The sequence below is a fragment of the Micromonospora sp. NBC_01412 genome, assembly GCF_045040215.1.
Classification (GTDB): Bacteria; Actinomycetota; Actinomycetes; order Mycobacteriales; family Micromonosporaceae; genus Micromonospora; species Micromonospora rubida.
In genome coordinates, this window is sequence record NZ_CP109528.1 from 7,464,588 (window position 1) to 7,483,096 (window position 18,509).

Sequence of the window (18,509 nt, forward strand, 5' to 3'; positions counted from 1 at the left end):
GGAGCGTCGGGGCCATCGTGGGCACGGTCAGGTACTGACGGGTGCCGCCGCCACCCCGTGATGGCCAGCCTTTCGCGGTCGATGGCATTGCCCGGACCAAGCGGGGTACGCCTCCGAGTCCGGAGAACCAGACCCAGAGGGGGAAAGTTCGCTCCACGCCCCGCACTCATACCCCCCGGGGGTATGAGGTACGCTGGCCACCAGGATAAGGAGGCGATGAGATGCGCCACGACGTTGCGGGCGATGATCCGGTTCCGAACGGTGGGAGCGGTCCGACGACTGGGCCCGTCGGCGGCCCGGCAGCCGGTCCGGCGGCTGGCAGGACGCCTGACGGTTCGGGCCAGCCGGCGAGCGGGCGTAGTGGTCACGATGGGCACCACCCGCGCTCCGGCCACGGCGAGCATCAGGGGCACGACAAGCACGCCGGGCACGACCCCGAGGTGTTTCGCCGCAAGTTCTGGCTGACTTTCGCGCTGACGGTGCCGATCGTGGTCACGAGCCACATGGTGATGGACTGGTTCGGGTACTCGCTCGACTTCCCCGGCATGTCATGGGTCGGGCCGGTGCTCGGCACGGTCGTGTTCTTCTACGGCGGCTGGCCGTTCCTGGTCGGCGCGGTCCGCGAGCTGCGCGACCACGCGCCCGGGATGATGCTGCTGGTCTCGATGGCGATCACCGTCGCCTACGTCGCGTCGCTGGCCACCACCGCCGGAGCGTTCGACCTCGACTTCTGGTGGGAGCTAGCCGCGCTGGTCACCATCATGCTGCTCGGGCACTGGCAGGAGATGAAGGCCATCGGCCAGGCCCGGGGCGCGCTCGCCGCGCTGGCCGCGCTGCTTCCCGACGACGCCGAACGCGTCACCGAAGACGGCGTCCAGCCGCTTCCCGTGGATCAGCTGCGCGTCGGCGACGTGGTGCTCGTCCGCCCCGGCGCCCGAGTGCCGGCCGACGGGCAGATTGTGGACGGCAGGGCCGAACTCGACGAATCGATGATCACCGGCGAGTCGCGGCCGGTGCCGCGAGGTGCCGGCGACCGGGCGGTCGCGGGCACGATCGCCACCGACTCCGCGATCCGGGTACGCGTCGACGCGATCGGCGAGAACACCGCCCTGGCCGGCATCCAACGCCTCGTCGCCGAGGCGCAACAGTCCCAGGGGCGGGCGCAACTGCTCGCCGACCGGTTCGCCGCCTGGCTGGTCTACATCGCCACCGGCGCCGCCATCCTCACGTTCGTCGTGTGGTCCGCGCTCGGCGACGTCAACGAGGCGGTGATCCGTACCGTGACGGTCCTGGTCATCGCCTGCCCCCACGCCCTCGGCCTGGCCATCCCCCTCGTCATCGCCCTGTCCACCGCGGTGGCCGCGAAGTCCGGCATCCTGATCAAGGACCGGCTCGCGCTGGAACGGATGCGCACCGTCGACGCGGTGCTGTTCGACAAGACCGGCACCCTGACCAAGGGCGAACATGCCGTCACCGCAGTCGCCGCGACCGCCGGCGGCAGCGAGGACGAGGTGCTCCGGCTGGCCGGGGCGGTCGAGGCGGACAGCGAGCACCCGCTCGCCCGCGCGATCGTGGCCGCCGCCGCCCGACCCGGGCAACCGCTACGGGCGACCGGCTTCGAGTCGCTGACCGGCCGAGGGGTACGCGCCACCGTCAACGGCGCTCAGTACGCCGTGGGCGGCCCCGCGCTCCTGCGTGAGCTCGGCGCCGACGTCCCCGACGACATCACCCACGCGTCCAGTAAGTGGTCGGACCGGGGAGCCGCAGTGCTCTACCTCGCCCGACTCGACGCGACCGCGAAGATCGTAGGCGCCCTCGCCCTTGAGGACGAGGTACGCCCGGAGGCTCGGCAGGCGATCGACCAGCTCCGGCGGCTGGGCGTCAAGAAACTGATGATGATCACAGGCGACGCCCGGCCGGTCGCCGAGGCTGTCGCCGCCGACCTCGGGTTCCGGCCCGGCGTCGACGAGGTGTTCGCCGAGGTCCTGCCGGCGGACAAGGACGACACCGTCACCGACCTGCAACGCCGCGGGCTGACCGTGGCGATGGTCGGCGACGGGGTGAACGACGCGCCCGCCCTGGCCCGCGCCGACGTCGGCATCGCCATCGGCGCCGGCACCGACGTCGCCATCGAGTCGGCCGGGGTCGTCCTCGCCTCCTCCGACCCCCGCGGCGTCACCGGGATCATCCGCTTGTCCCGCGCCTCGTACCGAAAGATGATCCAGAACCTGGCCTGGGCCGCCGGCTACAACGTCATCGCACTCCCGCTCGCCGCCGGAGTGCTGGCCTGGGCCGGCATCGCTCTGAACCCCGCCATCGCCGCCGTCCTGATGTCGGCGTCAACGATCGTCGTGGCGCTCAACGCGCAACTGCTCCGGCGGGTAGAACTCGCGCCGACCGAACAGTGAGATGCCCTTCAGCCGGCTTCCCGGATGCGGGCGTGTTCGGGGCTGCCTGCGGCGTCGAACGACCGGCTGGCTGCGGGCAGGGACCCGGGTACAGAAGTCATGGCCTTCACCGTATCCTTGCACGCACCTGTGAAGGTTTGACGCGAAGCGACGCGGGGGGCCGGCGTTGAAGTCTCAAACGACAGTGCAGGGGCTGTCGTACCGGCCCGCAGACCTCGCCCGCGAGCACGGCCTCTCCACCCAGGCGGTCCGCAACTACGAGCGCGACGGCATGCTGCCCCCGGCCCGACGCACGCCGAGCGGCTACCGCGTCTACTCGACCATCCACGCCAACGCGCTCCGCGCCTACCTCGCCCTCGTCGCGGCACACGGCTACGCGACGAGCGGCGAGATCATGCGCGCCGTCAACACCGGCGACGTGGACACCGCCCTGCGGGTGATCGACCGCAGCCACACCCAGCTGCTCCGCGACCGCGAGACGCTCGACGCCGTCGAGGCGGCCGTCGGCGTCCTGACGAAGCCGCCGGCCACGAGCCGGCCCGACCGTCCGCTGGCGATCGGCGACCTCGCCCACCGGATCGGGGTGACGTCGGCGACCCTGCGCAAGTGGGAGCAAGCCGGCGTCCTCGTGCCGCGCCGTGACCCCGGCACCGGCCACCGGCTGTACCGGGCCGACGACGTCCGCGACGCCGACCTGGCCCACCTGCTCAGGCGCGGCGGTCACCGGCTCGGCCACATCGCCACGGTCCTGCGCCAGGTCCGCGCCGCCGACGGCCCCGAGCCGCTGGCCGGGTCGCTGGAAGGCTGGCGGCAGCGGCTCGCCCAGCGGGGACGAGCCATGCTCGCCGCCGCCGCGCGGCTCGCCGACTACCTGTCCCTGGTGGACGAGCGCGATGCCGGCCCGCCAACCCGAGTCGTGCGGCAGCACGGGCCGGAGGCGCGGCGGCGGTCAGCCGCCGCCGGTGCCAGCGACCTCCCGGAGCCGGCCATCGGCCAGCCGCAGCCAGCGACCCACCCCGCCGTCGGCCAGGAACCGCTTCGTCGTGGCTGACCAGTACGTCCAGCCGCTGGCGCCGCGACGGGGCGGGCCGGACGCACAGCCGGTTACTTCGGCAGGTTCGTGCTCGACTTGGCCAGCTGGTACGCCGGGAGCATCGCCTCGAACTCCTCGTCGTCCATGCCTCCGAGGCTGAGCATGAGCTGGCCGTACAGGGTGGAGACCACGATCGCCCGCTTGCGGCTGCCGTCCTCGGTCCAGGTCGCCTCGTACGAGTCCAGCGGCCCGGCCTTGGTCCGGCGATACTGCGGGCCCTCGGCCTTGCTGCTGTACTCGGCGAGGAACTTGTCCACCGTGACCTGCGGGTCCAGCGGGGTGGCTCCCTCGATCTGCCAGACCCGGAGGAAACCGATGTGCCCGGCCGGCTTCGCGTCGATCTCGCAGAGCAGCAGGGCGGGGCCGGCCCGGTAGTCCGTCCCGGCCTTGACCGCCTTCACCTTCCACTCCGGTGGCACCGAGAAGGTCATCGACAGCGGGCAGGCGCTGCCCTTGGGGCCGACCGTGGTGCCGGCCGCCGCCGGGGTGACATCGTCGTACCAGAGCGGGCCGGCCGCGACCGGCGACGCGGTCGGGCCGGCCGACGACGAGGGCGCCACCGTGGGCGTCGCCTTGTCGGCGCAGCCGACCGTCGCGGTGAGGGTGAGTGCGGCCAGTACGGCCACCCGTCGGAACATCCGTCGTTGCCCCCGTCGTGATTCACGCCGCCGGTGTCGCGGCCGACGGATGCTAACCCGGCCGCACCCCGCCGCGCTGCCCGCGCCGCACCCCCGGCGGGCTCAGGTTCGGGTCCCCGGGGCCGTCAGGCGGCCTCCCGATCGGCGCTGGACCGCCGCTGGGGCGGGGCCGGTGCGGCGGACTGGGCGCGGGATGCGGGCCACCGGGATTCGACGGCCCCGGCCCCCCGGGCCAGTTCCATGGCGCGCTCCGCGTTGCGCAGCGCCTCGCACGGGGCCTGCTGGCCCGCGCAGAGCAGGTTGCGGCAGCGGTCGGTCTCGTCTGGTTGATGGGCCTCGGCGACGTCGTACGCCAGGCGCCACAGCAGCGGGTCCGTCACGTCGCTCGGTGCGGTTGCGTCGTGACTGGACCGGTGGTGCGTTGTGCCGGACACGCGGGACCCCTCTCGTCGTCGCTGTCCCTGAACGTTCACCGACCCGGGGTCCGCTAAACCTGTGCCGGGCGGGGGCGTCGGTCACACCCGCGCGGCGGCGTCAGATGATGAAGTGGGTCCAGTAGGTCAGCCAGACCACGAACAGGGCGCCCTGGAACAGGGCCAGGGCGGCGGTGAGCCAGGTGTCGACGGTGGCGCGGCGGGCCCACCGGGCGAGGACCAGGGCGACCGGGAACGCGGCGAGCAGGTAGCGCAGCAGGCTCTTGTACACCGGCGGCCCCATCGACAGCGGCACCAGCACCACGATGAGGGTGTAGACCAGGTAGGGCAGCTCGGCGCGGCGAAACCCGGCGACCACCACCACCACGACGGCCAGGGCCAGCCAGACCCGCGCGGCGTCGGCGGCCGAGCCGCCGGTCAGGCCGTGGTACGCCACCCAGAGCGGGTTCTGCACCCTGATCCCCCAGCCCCGCTCCTGGGCGTGCTGGTAGGCGAACCAGTCCCCCGACTGCCAGCCGGCGAACGCCATGAAGGCGAGCCACCCGGCCGGCAGGAGCAGCAGCGGCCAGCCGAGCCGCAGGTACCGGCCGAGCGTGCGCGGGTCCAGCCGGTACGCGTGCTGGCGCAGCAGGACCAGGGCGAGCGGGACGACGACGAGGAAGCCGACCGACCGGCTCAGCGCGAGGAAGAAGCCGACGACGCCGACGAGCAGCCACCGCCGCCGCTCGGCGTACCAGAAGGCGGCGAGGGCGAGGCAGAGGAAGAGCGACTCGGTCAGCGCCGCCTGGAACAGGAACGCGGCGGGCAGGAGCAGCAGGTACCGGACGAAGCGCCGGGCCGCCGCGTCGTCGCCGCAGAGCCGCTCGCCGAGCCGGTGGGCGTAGTAGAGCTGGAACAGGAACGCGACGTTGGCGACCAGCAGCAGCGCCCACGCGGTGTTCCCGCCCAGCAGCGCGGCGACCGACCGGGCCAGGAACGGGTAGAGCAGCGGGAACCCGAACTCGCTCCACCCGCCGGTGAGCGGCAGCCGGGCCAGGTGGTCGTAGAGCAGGGAGTCCCAGGCGAACCAGAGGGAGAGCCACCGGTGTGGCGAGATGGCGTCCTGCTGGGCGCGCATCGTCGCCTCGTCCACCGGGGGTGCCCCGGGGACCCCGTCCCAGGCGGTCAGCGCGGTCACGGCGACCAGCGACAGCACGAGCTTGGAGCCGACGAAGACGGCCAGCACGAACCCCCACGGCGCGGGGACCCTGGCGGCGAGGCGGGCCGCCCCCCGCATGACCCGACCCGGCCAGTCCCGTACGCCGGTCGGCCGGTCGTCGGCGTCTTCGCGCCCCTCGCTCATCTGGTGGTCCCCCGGCTCGTCCGCGACCGGCCGGGGATCCCCGCTCCCGGCCGGCTCACACCCGGCCGGCAGGTGAATTCGGCGGCGGACCGGGTAAGGGCGCTGCCTCATCCGGCAACAACGGGGGGCGGAACGGGCATGGGCGCGGAACCCGGCACGGTGGTCATCGGCGCGGGCCCGGCCGGGCTGACCGCGGCGTACGAGCTGCTCCGGCACGGCGAGCCGGTGCGGGTGTACGAGGCCGACGACGTGGTCGGCGGCATCAGCCGCACGGTGGAACGCGACGGGTGGCGCTTCGACATCGGCGGGCACCGGTTCTTCACGAAGGTGTCCCGGGTCGAGGCGTTCTGGCACGAGATCCTGCCCGACGAGGACTTCCTACTCCGCCCCCGGATGAGCCGAATCTTCTACCGGGGCGCGCTCTACGACTACCCGCTCAACGCGCGCAACGCGCTGCGCAACCTCGGCCTGCGGGAGGCGGTGCGCTGCGTCGGGTCGTACGGCCGGGCCCGACTGCGCCCGCCGAAGGACCAGTCGCACTTCGAGGGCTGGGTGTCGGCGCGCTTCGGCTGGCGGCTGTACTCGATCTTCTTCAAGACGTACACGGAGAAGGTCTGGGGGATGCCGGCGGACCAGTTGCAGGCCGACTGGGCGGCGCAGCGGATCAAGAACCTCTCGCTGTCCCGCGCGGTGTGGGCCGCGCTGCTGCCCCGGCGCAACCGCAAGGACGTGACCAGCCTGATCGAGGAGTTCCAGTATCCGAAGTTCGGGCCGGGGATGATGTGGGAGCGGTGCACCGAGCAGGTCCGGGCCCGCGGCGCGACGGTCAGCACCGGCACCTGGGTACGGGCGGTACACCGCGATCCAAACACCCGGCGGGTGACCGGCGTGACCGTCGCGGGGCCGGACGGCGAACGACGGGAGAAGGCCGCGCACGTCATCTCCTCGATGCCGATCTCCGAGCTGGTGGCGGCGCTGGACCCGCCGGCACCGGCGGAGGTGCTCGCCTGCGCCGCCGACCTGCGCTACCGGGACTTCCTGACGGTGGCGCTGGTGGTGCCGGAGGAGTTCTCGTTCCCGGACAACTGGATCTACGTGCACGACCCGACCGTGCGGGTGGGGCGGATCCAGAACTTCGGCTCCTGGTCGCCGTACCTGGTCAAGGACGGCCGGACCTGCCTGGGCCTGGAGTACTTCGTCTTCGAGGGCGACGACATGTGGCGGCGCACCGACGAGGACCTGGTCCGGCTGGCCACCGCCGAACTGGAGCAGCTCGGCCTGGTCGCGCCCGGCGTCGTCGAGTCGGGCCACGTCGTCCGGATGCCCAAGGCGTACCCGGTGTACGACGAGCGCTACCAACACAACATCGACGTGATCCGGGGCTGGCTGGGCCGCGAGACGCCGAACCTGCACCCGGTCGGGCGCAACGGGATGCACCGCTACAACAACCAGGACCACTCCATGCTGACCGCGATGCTCACCGCGGAGAACATCGCCCACGGCACGACCCACGACGTCTGGTCGGTCAACGTCGAGCAGGACTACCACGAGCAGCGCACGGACGGGGGCGACGGCCGGCGGGGAACCGGCCGCGACGCCCCGCTGGTCCCGGCCCGCACGGTGGCCCACGTCAACGACCGGCTGTCAGGCGCACATCTGGCCCAGTCACCACGGCCAACGGCAACCTCTACGGCACCCACTCCGTCGACATCGACGGCGAACTCGCCAAACTCGACACCGACGGGTATCGACCGCTGCAACCACCGCAAGGACCAGCGCTCAGCTCCCGGTGTCTGCGGTCATCATGTGCTGTAGGGAGTAGTCGGCACTGGCGTATAGAACAAGCTGACGGGCCGCGTAAGGCGGACATCCGCATCGGGTACGCCCGATACAGCACCCTGACGCAGGAATCGCAGTCGCAGCTCGAGATGAAACGCCTCGGCCGCGACGCCGCGGACTGACCGCCCTGGCCGACCACCTGACCGCCGTTCGCCATGCGGTACTGCTGGCCGGAGCACATCGACGAGATGGCGCGGCGGGTCGGGATGCGGCTCACCGAGCGGGCTTCGCTCGCATGATCGTCTGCTGATTCCGGAGACTACGGCCGGCGTGTCGTCTCACTCTTCGTCAAACGATCATGAATCGCTGGCTGGGCGGGGCGGGGCGGGTGACCACTTCGAGCGTTGCGCGTCCTTCTGCTGGGTACTGCGCTACCGGAACCGGCTGGCCGGGGTGACGGCGAGCCGTGCCCCGGTCCGCCGTGGCGGCGGGCAGCGGGAGGCGCGGAGTGCGGAACTGGACACGAGGCGTGATGGACCGGTCACGGGACCGGGTACGGACTGCGGCGACCCGGCCGTGGGACCGGGCGTGGGACTGGGCCCGGGCGGCGGTGGGCCGGTTACGGCGGGACTGGGTGGACGTGGTCGAGGCGGCCCTCGCGGCGACGGTGGCGTGGTTCGTGGCCTCCCGGCTCATCGGCCACCCGGACCCGTTCTTCGCGCCGACCGCGGCCCTGGTCGTCCTCGGCGAGGCGCGCGGGCGGCGGATCCGGCAGACGATCGAGATCGTCCTCGGCGTCGCGGCGGGGGTGCTGGTCGCCGAGCTGGTGGTGCAGGCCCTCGGCCCGGGCAGCGGCACGCTGCTGGCGGTCCTGGTGCTGACCATCGGTCTCATGGTGACGATCGGGGCGAGCAGAACCCTCGTCGTCCAGGCGGCGATCTCCGCGTTGTACCTGGTCGCGGTGGCCGCGCCGAAGGGCGACCTGGTGCCGTTCCGCTTCGTCGACGCGCTGGTCGGCGGCGCGGTGGCACTCGCCGCCAGCCAGCTCACCGTGGGCCGCAACCCGCTCGCGCCGCTGGCCGCCGAGGCGCGCCGGACGTTCGCCGACCTCGCCGAGGTGCTCACCCGCATCGACGAGGCGCTGGAGCGGTGCGACGAGGCGGCGGCCCGGGCGGCGCTGGAGCGGGCCCGCCAGGTCGACGGCTGCGTGGAGCGGCTGCGGACGGCCGTGCAGGCCTGCGGCGAGACGCTGCGGCTCGGCGTGCGCCGCCGCCGGCACCTGGGCCGGGTCGGGGACGTCGAGGCCACCGCCCGGCAGCTCGACTACGCGGCCCGCAACATCCGGGTGCTGGCCCGCGCCGGGGTCACGCTGGCCCGGCTGCACGAGGCCACCCCGCCCGAGGTGGGCGCCGCGATCCGCGCGCTGGCCGAGGCGGTACGGGCCGCCGGGGCGGCGCTGGCCACCGACCTCGCCGGCCGGCAGGAGGCGGCCCGGCACGCCGAGCAGGCGGACGCGGCGGCGCTGGAGGCGGTCCGCCACGCCGCCCGACTACTCAGCTCCGACCCCCCACTACCGGTGGTGATGATCGTCGGACAGATCCGCGCCACCGCCATCGACCTGCTACGCGGCATCGACGGAGAAGACCCCTCGGTACTGACCCGAGTAGACCAGGCCCTCTCCCCACCCACCCCAACCCCGCCCACCCAACCCCCACCCCCGCCACCCCCGCCCGCTCCGCCCGCCCGCGTTGATCAAGAAGTTTGCGTCAAGACCGGGGCCTGACGTGACACAAACCTCTTGATCAACGCGGGCGGGGGGGCGGGACGGGGCGCGCGGGGGAGGGGCGGGGTGGGGGGTGGGGTGGGGCTGGTACAACCAGTTGACGGGTTGAGGTGATGGGGGACACACTGCTCGGCGTGATGTTTGTGCCTGTGCCTCGGGGGTCTGTGTCCGATCACGTCTTCGGGCAGTTGCGCGACGCGGTGGTCAGCGGCGCGTACCGGCCCGGCGACACGCTGCCCGGCGAGCGGGAGCTGGCCGCCGCCTTCGCGGTGAACCGGCACGCCGTCCGGGAGGCGCTGCGCCGGCTGCAACAGCTCGGCCTGGTCCGGGTCAGCCAGGGTGGCGCGACCCGGGTGCTGGACTGGCGGGTGCACGCCGGGCTCGACCTCGCGCTGTACCTGGTCCGCTCCGGTGACGTCCTGCCCGTCGACACGCTGGTGCGGGACATGCTGGAGATGCGGGCCTGCATCGGCATCGACGCGGCCCGGCTCTGCGCCGAACGGGCCGATGCGGCGACGCGCGAGACCGTCACCCGCGCCGCGCAGGAGTACGCCGGGCTCGCCCCCGACCTGCCCCGGATGGCCGAGGCCAACATCGACCTGTGGCGGCACGTGGTGCGCGGCTCGGGTAACACGGCGTACCTGCTGGGGTTCAACAGCCTGGTGGCCGGCGCGCTCGCCGTCGGCCGCGTGCCACCCGAGCGGCGGGCCGCCGAGCTGCTCGACGTGGCCGGGCACCGCCGGCTCGCCGAGGCGGTGGCCGCCGGGCGGGGCACCGCCGCCGCCGATCAGGCCCGGGCCCTGCTCACCGCCGCCCTCACCCCCACCACCCCACCCGGAAGGGAATGCCGAGCATGATCCCCGCCGTGCTCTACGCCGTACCCGCGTTCCTCCTGCTCATCGTCGTGGAGGCGCTGTCCTACCGGTTCGCGCCGGACGACGACGAACGCGGCTACGAGCTGCGCGACACCACCACCAGCCTCACCATGGGCGCCGGCAGCCAGGTGATCGGCCTGCCGTGGAAGCTGCTCACCGTCGGCCTCTACGTCACGCTGTGGACGGTCGCGCCGGTCCAGCTCTCCCCCACCAGCGTCTGGACCTGGGTGCTGCTGTTCTTCGCCGACGACCTGGCCTACTACTGGTTCCACCGAACCCACCACGAGGTACGGCTGTTCTGGGCCGGTCACGTCGTGCACCACTCCAGCACGTTCTACAACCTGTCCACCGCGCTGCGGCAGAGCTGGACGCCGATGACCTCGTTGCCGTTCTGGCTGCCGCTGGCCCTGCTCGGCGTCCCGCCGTGGATGATCTTCCTCCAGCAGTCGGTCAGCCTGTTGTACCAGTTCTTCCTGCACACCGAGCGGGTCCGGGTGCTGCCCCGGCCGATCGAGTGGCTCTTCAACACGCCGTCGCACCACCGGGTCCACCACGGCGTCAACGCCGAGTACCTGGACCGCAACTACGGCGGGATCCTCATCGTCTGGGACCGGCTGTTCGGCACCTTCGAGCCGGAGCGCGCCCCCGCCCGGTACGGGCTGACCAAGAACATCGGCACCTACAACCCGCTGCGGGTGGCCGTCCACGAGTACGGGTCGATCTGGGCCGACGTACGCGCCGCCGCGTCCTGGCGACACCGGCTGGGCCACGTGTTCGGCCGTCCCGGCTGGCAGCCCGCCCGATGAGGCGGCTCGCGCCGTTCGGCGTCGTCGCCGCCGTCGAGCTGGTCGGCGTCGCGCTCGACAGCACCGTGCTCCAGTGGCTGGCCAAGCCGCTGCTCGCCCCGCTGCTGCTGCTCTGGCTGCTGCGGTCCGGGCGGCGCTTCGACCTGGTCGCGCTCGGGTTGGTCTTCGCCACCGCCGGCGACGTGGCGCTGCTGCTGGACGGCGAGCCCGCGTTCCTGGCCGGGATGGGCTGCTTCCTCGGCACCCAGGTCAGCCTGATCGTGGCGTTCACCCGGCACCGGCGGCCCCCCGTGCCGGTGGTGGCCGTCTACCTCGTGCTGTGGGCGGCGGCGAATGTCGTCCTGTGGGGGCCGCTCGGGGAGCTGCGGCTGCCCGTGCTCGGCTACAGCCTCGCCCTGTGCCTGATGGCCGCCGCGGCGGCCGGCGTGTCGGCCCGCGCGGCGGTCGGCGGGGCGTTCTTCCTCGTCTCCGACCTGCTGATCGGCGTGGACGCGGCCGGCACCACCCTGCCCGGCCACGGCCTGCTCGTGATGAGCACCTACATCACGGCGCTGCTGCTGCTCACCACGGCGTGGGCGGCGGCCGGTGGGCCCGGCGCCGCGCGCCGGCCGGACCGGCGTACCGACGGGGAACCGGACGCCCTGGCGGGCCACCCGGCCACGCCCTGACGCCGGTCGCCGGCCCGCCCGAACCAGGGCGGGCCGGCGACCGTAGGGCGAGCGCCGATAGCGGATCGCCGCCGGGGGGATCTCCGTCAAGGGCGGGCCGGCGCTGACGGCGGACCGGTCCCGGCGGCGGGAGCGGATCAGGGCCGGAGGCGGATCAGGGCCGGCGGCGGATCAGGGCCGGCGGCGGATCGGCCGGCGAGCGCGGCGGGTCAGTGTCGGCGGCGGCCGTAGGCGCCGGCTGCGAGCGACACGCCGATCGCGGCGAAGATGACCTGGATCAGCAGCTCGATCCAGTCGATTCCGGCGGTGTCGTCCACCCCGAACGCCCCGGCCACGAGGGTGCCGAGGATCGCGGCGACCACACCGATCAGCAGGGTGAGCCAGATCGGGATGGTCTGCTTGCCCGGTACGACCAGCCGGCCCAGCGCGCCGATGACAAGGCCGATGACGATGGCGGTGATGAACCCGGTTACTTCCACGGTGGGCCGTTCCTTTCGAGGGGTTGTCGCCTGCGTCCTCCACGGTGCCCCCGGAGGCCGGGCGGCCAAACCGCCGACGCCCCGGCCAGCGGATTCTTCACACGACTGTCATAGTCCCGCGCGGCAACCGTCACGCCCCGGGCCGGTCCCGGGTCAGCCGGCGCAGTGGGCGTACCGGGCGGCCCGCTCGGCCAGCCACAGCCAGCGGCGCTGCGTCTCCCCGGCGGTCGCGGCGACCATGGCGAGGGCGTCGCCGCGCACGGCGGTGAGGGCCGCGCCGGCGGCGGACGGGTCGTCGAGCAGGGCCGCGCCGTCGCGGAACGCCTCGGCCTCGGCCGAGCCGCCGAACCGGGGGGCCACCTCCTCGCGCCAGAAGTCCGTCCATGGCAGTTCCGGGTCCCAGGAGAACCTGGCGTACGCCAGGTAGCTGATCTCGTTGGTCGGGTGGTACGCGGACGGCTCGGCGAAGATGGTCAGCCCGCGCATCCCGGCGGCCCCGGACCGGGTGGCCATGTCGGCGTACATCTCGGGGACCCAGGAGTGGCGCTGCCGGTTCCACTGCGACCCGGCGTGGGTGCGCAGCACGTTGGTGGTGTGCGGCAGGCGGCCGACGTGCTCGACGGTCAGCCGGTCCCGCTGGTCGTACCAGAACCCACGGTTGACGCAGTACTGGTAAGCCACGTCGTCGGGCAGGTCGGCGAGGGGCTGCTGCGCGTCCAGGTCGAAGATGTTGTCCCAGTACACCTCGACGAGGTGGCGCAGCGGCACCCCGGCCGGGCCGTCGCGCCGGGCGGTCTCCAGCAGGGTCGGGTAGACCGACCGCATCGCCTCGTACGACCAGGAGGTCCGCTCGCCGCCGGCGCGGGCGGCGCACCGGGCGCAGGCGCAGCTTCCGTAGTCGCCGGTCTCGAAGTTGATCCCACCGACGGGCAGGGTGTCCAGCAGCCAGTCGATGGCGTCGCGGTGCCAGGCCAGGTTGTCCGGCTGGGACGGGCAGGCGGCCATCATGTACTCGCTGGCCGGGAAGTGCAGGTCACCGAACTCGTCGATGTCGAAGCCGACCTTCTTCGGCAGCTCGGCGGCGAGGTCGGGGCGCCGGCGCAGCCAGGTGGCCAGGTTGTACCGGTGCCGGCCGTCGAAGTAGATGCCGCCGTAGGCGTTGATCCCGACCCCGGCGATGATCCGCACGCCCCGGGCGTTGGCGTACTCGCACAGCTCGCGGGCCGCCTCGACGCCGCCGTGGGCGTCGCGCAGCAGCCCGTACACGACGATTCCGCCGATCCGTTCCCGGCTGCAGAAGTCGACCAGCCGGCGGTAGTCGGCACCGAACGCGTCGGCGGACTTCGCGTACGGGTTCAGCGCGCCGATCTCCTGCTGGCCGAGCTGCCGGGTGTCCCAGTTGGTGGAGTGGTCCCAGGTCCACAGGTTGCGCAGCGGCAGCCCGGGGGCGGCGGCGGACGCGCCGACGGGCAGGCCGGCCGGGGTGGCCGACGCCACCAGGGCCCGCGCGGCGTACACCAGGCCGGCGAACGGGTCGCCGACGAGTCGGATCTCGCCCCGCTCGGGCACGTCGGTCCGGTGGCCGCCCTCGGGCAGCGCCGGGTCGACGGCGAGGCGGACCGGCACGGCGTCCGGGCCTCCCTCGCCCCACGCCTCGCGCAGCAGCCCGGCGGCGAAGGGCGCGTGCTCGGCCCCGAGCACCCGCACGCCGGAGACCTGGCGGTACGACGACATCATGTCCTCCCGATGGTGTGGGCGGTGGCGGCGAGGTAGTCGACCACGTCGATCGCGGTCCACACGCCGTGCCGCCAGTAGGGATCCTGTTCGACGAGGGTGCGGGCGGCGGGCGCGTCGGCGGCCCGCAGCACCAGCACGGAGGCGCTCAGGTCGGCGCGCGCCCCGGCGATCAGGGCGGTGCCGTCGGCGAGCAGGGCGCGCACGTGCGCCAGATGCGCGGCCCGGTGGGGTTCGCGCCGGACGACGACGTCGGCGGCGAAGGTGGCGGTGACCAGGTAGGTCGGTTCGAACCTCACGCGATCCCTGCCCTCACGGTCCCGGCCGGCTCGGCTCGGCCGCCCCGGGAGCCGGCGGGGACGCCTCGGCCCCGATGGCGCCGAGCAGTCGCCGCATGGCGACCCGGTAGACGGTCTGCGGGCGGCCCGCTCCGGTGCTGACGTGCACCCCGACCTCCTCGGCGAAGCCGGCCGCGCGCAACGCCTTGAGCAGCCGACGGGCCGAGCGCGCCTCCACCCCGTACGCGTCGGCCAGCCCCCGGGCGGTGACCTCGTCGGGGTCCATCTGGTGCAGGGCCTCCAGCAGCCGCCGGGTGGACAGCGGCCCGATCCCGAGCTGCTCGGAGACCCGCAGCACGCCCGGGGCGGTCTCCCGCAGCCGGGGCCTGACGGCGGTCTCCCGGCTGGAGTAGACCTCGCCGTCGGGGAACACCACGTGGGTGTCGCCGCCGTGCCGGCCCAGCGCGAGGGCCTTGCGGGCGTTGTCCTCGGCGGCGGCGATGGTGGTGCCGGCGCCGAAGCCGACGGCGTGCTCGACGTCGACCCCGCGCAGGGCGAGCAGGGAGGCGTGCCCGTCCCGGTGCCGGGCGATGGCGCTCTCCACGGTGCCCCGGGTGGTGGTGATCAGCAACGTCCGGTCGTCCACGGTGGCCAGCCGGCCGCGCATCCGCTCGGCGTGCTCCAGCAGCGCCTCGCGCACCCGCAGCCGCTGCCGTTCCGCCTGATACGGGTCCTGCGCCCGGGTCGTCGACACACCCAGGTCGACCATCATCACGGCGATCTGGGTGGCCCGGGACTGGCGTATCTCGGCGGCGAGCCAGGCCCGGTGCAGCGCGTCGCGCACCGAGGCCCGGGTGTGCTCGACGCGCCACACCGGGACCCCGCTGTCGGCGAGGTCCCGGTGCACCGCGCCGAGGCAGGTCAGGCACGCCTCGACCGCGCCGGAGGCGTACCGCTCCCGGTGGTACGCGGTGATCTCGTCGAGTCCGGAGAAGAGCAGCCCGGAGGAGTCGGCGATCGGCAGGATCTCCGTGGGCGGGGCGACCTCGATGTCGTGGTACGTCTCGCGAACGGTCTCCGCCTCTATGGTGTCCACGCTGACCCGGGGCAGCTTCCCGCCGGTGGCCAGCAGCATCCGCGACAGCGTCCGGTACAGGTCGATGCCGGCGTGCGGGACGTAGTCGATCTCCGCCCGCAGTTCCCCGGCCGCCGTGGCGAACGCGTACGGGATGCGCCCGGTGAACAGCAGCACCTGGCACACCTCGTCCAGCTCGCGGGCCAGGTCGGGGGCCTGCTCGGGGCGGGTGTACACGCGTGTGGTCACCGCCTCCGCGCGGCCCTCCCCGGCCGCCACCTCCTGCACGAGCCGGATCGAGTCCTCCGGGCCGATGATCCCGATCACGATGCTGCCTCCACGTGTGTCCCGCTGGCCTAGAGGGTGGGGTGCTCAGCCCGTGCAGACCGTGCCGACGAGGCCGGCGCTGACCGGCGACGCCAGCAGCACCAGCACCGAGGCGACGTCCTCGGGGCGGCCCAGCGCGGCCTCGATGGCGGCGACCCGCCCGCCGTCGGTGCCGTTGACCCGCGCCTCGTCCAGCGACTTCCGCATCAGCGGCGTGTCGATGTCTCCCGGGCAGAGCGCGTGCACGCGGATCCCCTGTGGACCGAGCTGTCGGGCCAGCGTGAGCGCCAGACCGTGCAACCCTCCCTTACTCGCGCCGTAGGGTACCGAGCCGGAGCCGGTCTGGACGCCCGCCTTCGAGCCGACCAGCACGAGCACCCCGTCGCCGGGGCTCAGGTGCCGGGCGGCGTGCTTGGCGACCAGGAACGGGCCGGTGAGGTTGACGGCGATGACCCGCGCCCACAGCTCGACCGGCACGTCCCGCACGTCCAGGCCCTGTCCACCCATGATCCCGGCGACGTGCAGCACGGCGTCGACGCCGCCCAGTTCGGCGGCGACGGCGTCGAGCGCCCCGGCGACCTCGGCCTCGACGGTGACGTCGACGCCCCGGGCGCAGGCGCCCGCCCCGGCGGACCGGGCCTCGGCGGCGGCCTCGGCCGCGCCGGCGGCGTCGGCGTCCAGCACGGCGACAGCCGCGCCGGCCGCGGCTGCGGCCAGCACGGTGGCCCGGCCGATGCCGGACGCCCCGCCGACGACGACCACCCGCCGCCCGGCCAGCAGGCCGACAGACGGGCCGGCCGACGCGGGTCCGCCGCCCACGCCCGGTCCGGGCGGCGGGGTGCCGCCACCGCCCGGACCGGTTGACGGGGCGCCGCCGCTCACGCGCGGACCGTCCGGCGCACCGCGTCGGCCACGGTGGACGCCTCGGGCACCACGACGGCCTGGAGGGTGGGCGCGGCGGGCATCGGCACGTCCGGGGCGGCCACCCGGGCGACCGGTGCGCGCAGGTCGGCGAAGCACTCGGCGGCGGCCCGGGCGGCGATCTCCGCGCCGAAGCCGCCGGTCAGGTTGGCCTCGTGGGCGACGACCAACCGGCCGGTGCGGGCCACCGACGCGGCGACCGTGTCGAAGTCCAGCGGGTTGAGCCAGCGCAGGTCGACCACCTCGACGTCGACGCCCTCCTCGGCGAGTGTCCCGGCGGCGTCCAGGGCCGCCGACACCATCCGGGACCAGGCGACGACGGTGACGTCGGCGCCGGGCCGGACCACCCGGGCCCCGCCGATCTCCTCGACCGGGGCGTCGGTGCGCACCGGGCCCCGGGTCGGGTAGAGCATCCGGGCCTCGGCGACCACCACCGGGTCGTCGCTGACGACCGCGGTGCGCAGCATCTGGTACGCGTCGTCCGGGGTGGCCGGCAGCGCCACCCGCAGCCCGGGGGTGTGCGCGAAGTACGCCTCCGGCGAGTGCGAGTGCTGGGCGCACGCCCCGGGCGAGTAGCCCTGCTGCATCCGGATCACCAGCGGCGCCTTCCACCGGCCCGCGCTGGAGTAGTGGATGTTGGCGATCTGGTTGACGATCTGGTCCATCGCCACGAACGAGAAGTCGGCGTACATGATCTCGGCGATCGGCCGCAGCCCGGTCATGGCCGCGCCGAGGGCCATGCCGAGAAAGCCGGTCTCGGAGATCGGGGTGTCGAAGATCCGGTCGGAGCCGAACCGCTTGTGCAGCCCCTTGGTGGCGCCGAACGGCCCGCCGGGCAACGCGACGTCCTCGCCGAAGTAGACGGTGTCGGTCCGGCTGTCCAGGGCCCAGGTGAGTGCCGCGTTGACGGCCTGGATGTAGCGCAGCGACTCAGACATAGACGTGCTCCTTGGCGGTCGCCGGGTCCGGGTACGGCACGGCGCGGGCGGCGGTGACGGCGGCCTCGATCTCGTCGGCCACCTCGGCGTCGACGGCGTCGAGCCGGGCGGCCAGGTCGGCGTCGGCGGCCCGGCGGATGCGGGCCAGCGGCTCGCGTTCCCGGGCGGCGGCGATCTCGCCGGCCGGGCGGTAGTGCTGCACGTCGCCGCTGTAGTGGCCGACGAGGCGCTCGGTCATCGCCTCCACGATGGACGGCCCGGAGCCTTCCCGGGCCCGGTCCACGGCCTCGGCCATCGCCTCGGCGACGGCGTCGGGGTCGTTGCCGTCGACGACCCGGCCGGGCAGGCCGTAGCCGGCGGCCCGCTCGGCGAGCTGCCGGACCCGCACCATGTCCTCGATCCGGGACATCTCGGAGTAGACGTTGTTCTCCACCACCAGCACCAGCGGCAGGTCGAGCACGGCGGCGAGGTTGAGCGCCTCGTGCACGTTGCCCTGGTTCATCGCGCCGTCGCCGATGCTGACCACCGACACGGCCCCGCTGCCGGTGCGCTGGGCGCTGAGCGCCGCGCCGGTCGCGATCGGCACGCCGGCGCCCACGATGGAGTTCTCGCCGACGAACCAGCGCCCCGGGTCCGACAGGTACGGCGACGCGGCCCGCCCGCCGCAGAGCGCGGAGTCGCGGCCCATCATCTCGGCGAACAGGCCGGTGAGGTCGACGCCCCGGGCGATCGCCCAGCCGTGTCCCCGGTAGGTCGCGGTGACGTGGTCCCCGTCGCGCAGCGCCCGGCAGGCGCCGACCGGGACGGCCTCCTGGCCGTTGCACAGGTGGATCGAGCCCGGGATCTCGCCGGCGTCCTTGAGGGCGGCCAGCCGCTCCTCGAACCGGCGGATCCGGGCCATCAGCCGATAGTCGTCGGGCAGCCCCATCAC

The 18,509-nt window shown here is 73.8% G+C and carries 17 protein-coding genes; 7 read left to right on the forward strand and 10 right to left on the reverse strand.

The annotated features are described in order from the left end of the window. Positions 1–440: 440 nt before the first annotated feature. A complete protein-coding gene (locus tag OG617_RS32445) occupies positions 441–2,408 on the forward strand; it encodes a copper-translocating P-type ATPase (RefSeq protein ID WP_405096718.1) in 1,968 nt (655 codons plus the stop codon). 193 nt (positions 2,409–2,601) lie between these two features. Next, entirely contained in the window at positions 2,602–3,459 is an 858-nt protein-coding gene (locus OG617_RS32450; protein ID WP_405104036.1) for a MerR family transcriptional regulator, read from the forward strand. Between the two features lie 53 nt (positions 3,460–3,512). Here OG617_RS32450 and OG617_RS32455 read toward each other — a convergent pair whose 3' ends face one another. From OG617_RS32455 to OG617_RS32465, 3 genes are all read right to left on the reverse strand, one after another. Further along, entirely contained in the window at positions 3,513–4,139 is a 627-nt protein-coding gene (locus tag OG617_RS32455; RefSeq protein ID WP_405096720.1) for a lipoprotein, read from the reverse strand. Positions 4,140–4,264: 125 nt separating this feature from the next. Then, positions 4,265–4,519, reverse strand: a complete 255-nt coding sequence (locus OG617_RS32460) for a hypothetical protein (protein ID WP_405096722.1) — start codon at positions 4,517–4,519, stop codon at positions 4,265–4,267. A gap of 154 nt (positions 4,520–4,673) precedes the next feature. Next, the gene (locus OG617_RS32465) at positions 4,674–5,915 is read right to left on the reverse strand and encodes a hypothetical protein (RefSeq protein ID WP_405096724.1); all 1,242 of its coding nucleotides are present in this window, start codon (positions 5,913–5,915) and stop codon (positions 4,674–4,676) included. Positions 5,916–6,053: 138 nt separating this feature from the next. On the opposite strand from OG617_RS32465, the gene OG617_RS32470 reads away from it, so the two are divergent. The 5 genes from OG617_RS32470 (at position 6,054) to OG617_RS32490 (ending at position 11,826) form a co-directional block, all read left to right on the forward strand. Further along, positions 6,054–7,730: an NAD(P)/FAD-dependent oxidoreductase gene (locus tag OG617_RS32470; protein ID WP_405096726.1), complete on the forward strand. Its 1,677-nt coding sequence runs from the start codon at positions 6,054–6,056 to the stop codon at positions 7,728–7,730. A 496-nt stretch (positions 7,731–8,226) separates the two neighbouring features. Then, positions 8,227–9,477 (forward strand): FUSC family protein, encoded by a 1,251-nt coding sequence (locus tag OG617_RS32475; RefSeq protein ID WP_405096728.1) that lies wholly within the window; start codon positions 8,227–8,229, stop codon positions 9,475–9,477. Positions 9,478–9,641: 164 nt separating this feature from the next. Further along, on the forward strand, positions 9,642–10,334 hold the full coding sequence (locus OG617_RS32480) for a FadR/GntR family transcriptional regulator (RefSeq protein WP_405096730.1): 693 nt from the start codon (positions 9,642–9,644) through the stop codon (positions 10,332–10,334). Next, the gene (locus OG617_RS32485; protein ID WP_405096732.1) at positions 10,331–11,158 is read left to right on the forward strand and encodes a sterol desaturase family protein; all 828 of its coding nucleotides are present in this window, start codon (positions 10,331–10,333) and stop codon (positions 11,156–11,158) included. The genes OG617_RS32480 and OG617_RS32485 overlap by 4 nt, the downstream gene beginning before the upstream one ends. Continuing rightward, the gene (locus tag OG617_RS32490; RefSeq protein ID WP_405096734.1) at positions 11,155–11,826 is read left to right on the forward strand and encodes a lysoplasmalogenase family protein; all 672 of its coding nucleotides are present in this window, start codon (positions 11,155–11,157) and stop codon (positions 11,824–11,826) included. The genes OG617_RS32485 and OG617_RS32490 overlap by 4 nt, the downstream gene beginning before the upstream one ends. Positions 11,827–12,035: 209 nt before the next feature. Here OG617_RS32490 and OG617_RS32495 read toward each other — a convergent pair whose 3' ends face one another. From OG617_RS32495 to OG617_RS32525, 7 genes are all read right to left on the reverse strand, one after another. Then, the gene (locus OG617_RS32495) at positions 12,036–12,305 is read right to left on the reverse strand and encodes a GlsB/YeaQ/YmgE family stress response membrane protein (protein ID WP_396684941.1); all 270 of its coding nucleotides are present in this window, start codon (positions 12,303–12,305) and stop codon (positions 12,036–12,038) included. A 153-nt stretch (positions 12,306–12,458) separates the two neighbouring features. Then, positions 12,459–14,039, reverse strand: coding sequence for a hypothetical protein (locus OG617_RS32500; RefSeq protein WP_405096737.1), 1,581 nt, complete (start codon positions 14,037–14,039; stop codon positions 12,459–12,461). Then, complete coding sequence (locus OG617_RS32505) at positions 14,039–14,338, reverse strand: YciI family protein (RefSeq protein ID WP_405096739.1); 300 nt, start codon at positions 14,336–14,338, stop codon at positions 14,039–14,041. Before OG617_RS32505 ends, OG617_RS32500 begins: the two co-directional genes overlap by 1 nt. A gap of 13 nt (positions 14,339–14,351) precedes the next feature. Further along, positions 14,352–15,719, reverse strand: coding sequence for a hypothetical protein (locus tag OG617_RS32510; RefSeq protein ID WP_405096741.1), 1,368 nt, complete (start codon positions 15,717–15,719; stop codon positions 14,352–14,354). Positions 15,720–15,764: 45 nt separating this feature from the next. Further along, on the reverse strand, positions 15,765–16,538 hold the full coding sequence (locus OG617_RS32515; RefSeq protein WP_405096743.1) for an SDR family NAD(P)-dependent oxidoreductase: 774 nt from the start codon (positions 16,536–16,538) through the stop codon (positions 15,765–15,767). A gap of 59 nt (positions 16,539–16,597) precedes the next feature. Further along, positions 16,598–17,578, reverse strand: a complete 981-nt coding sequence (locus tag OG617_RS32520; RefSeq protein ID WP_405096745.1) for an alpha-ketoacid dehydrogenase subunit beta — start codon at positions 17,576–17,578, stop codon at positions 16,598–16,600. Next, positions 17,571–18,506, reverse strand: coding sequence for a thiamine pyrophosphate-dependent dehydrogenase E1 component subunit alpha (locus OG617_RS32525; RefSeq protein ID WP_396684952.1), 936 nt, complete (start codon positions 18,504–18,506; stop codon positions 17,571–17,573). The genes OG617_RS32520 and OG617_RS32525 overlap by 8 nt, the downstream gene beginning before the upstream one ends. Positions 18,507–18,509 lie beyond the last annotated feature (3 nt).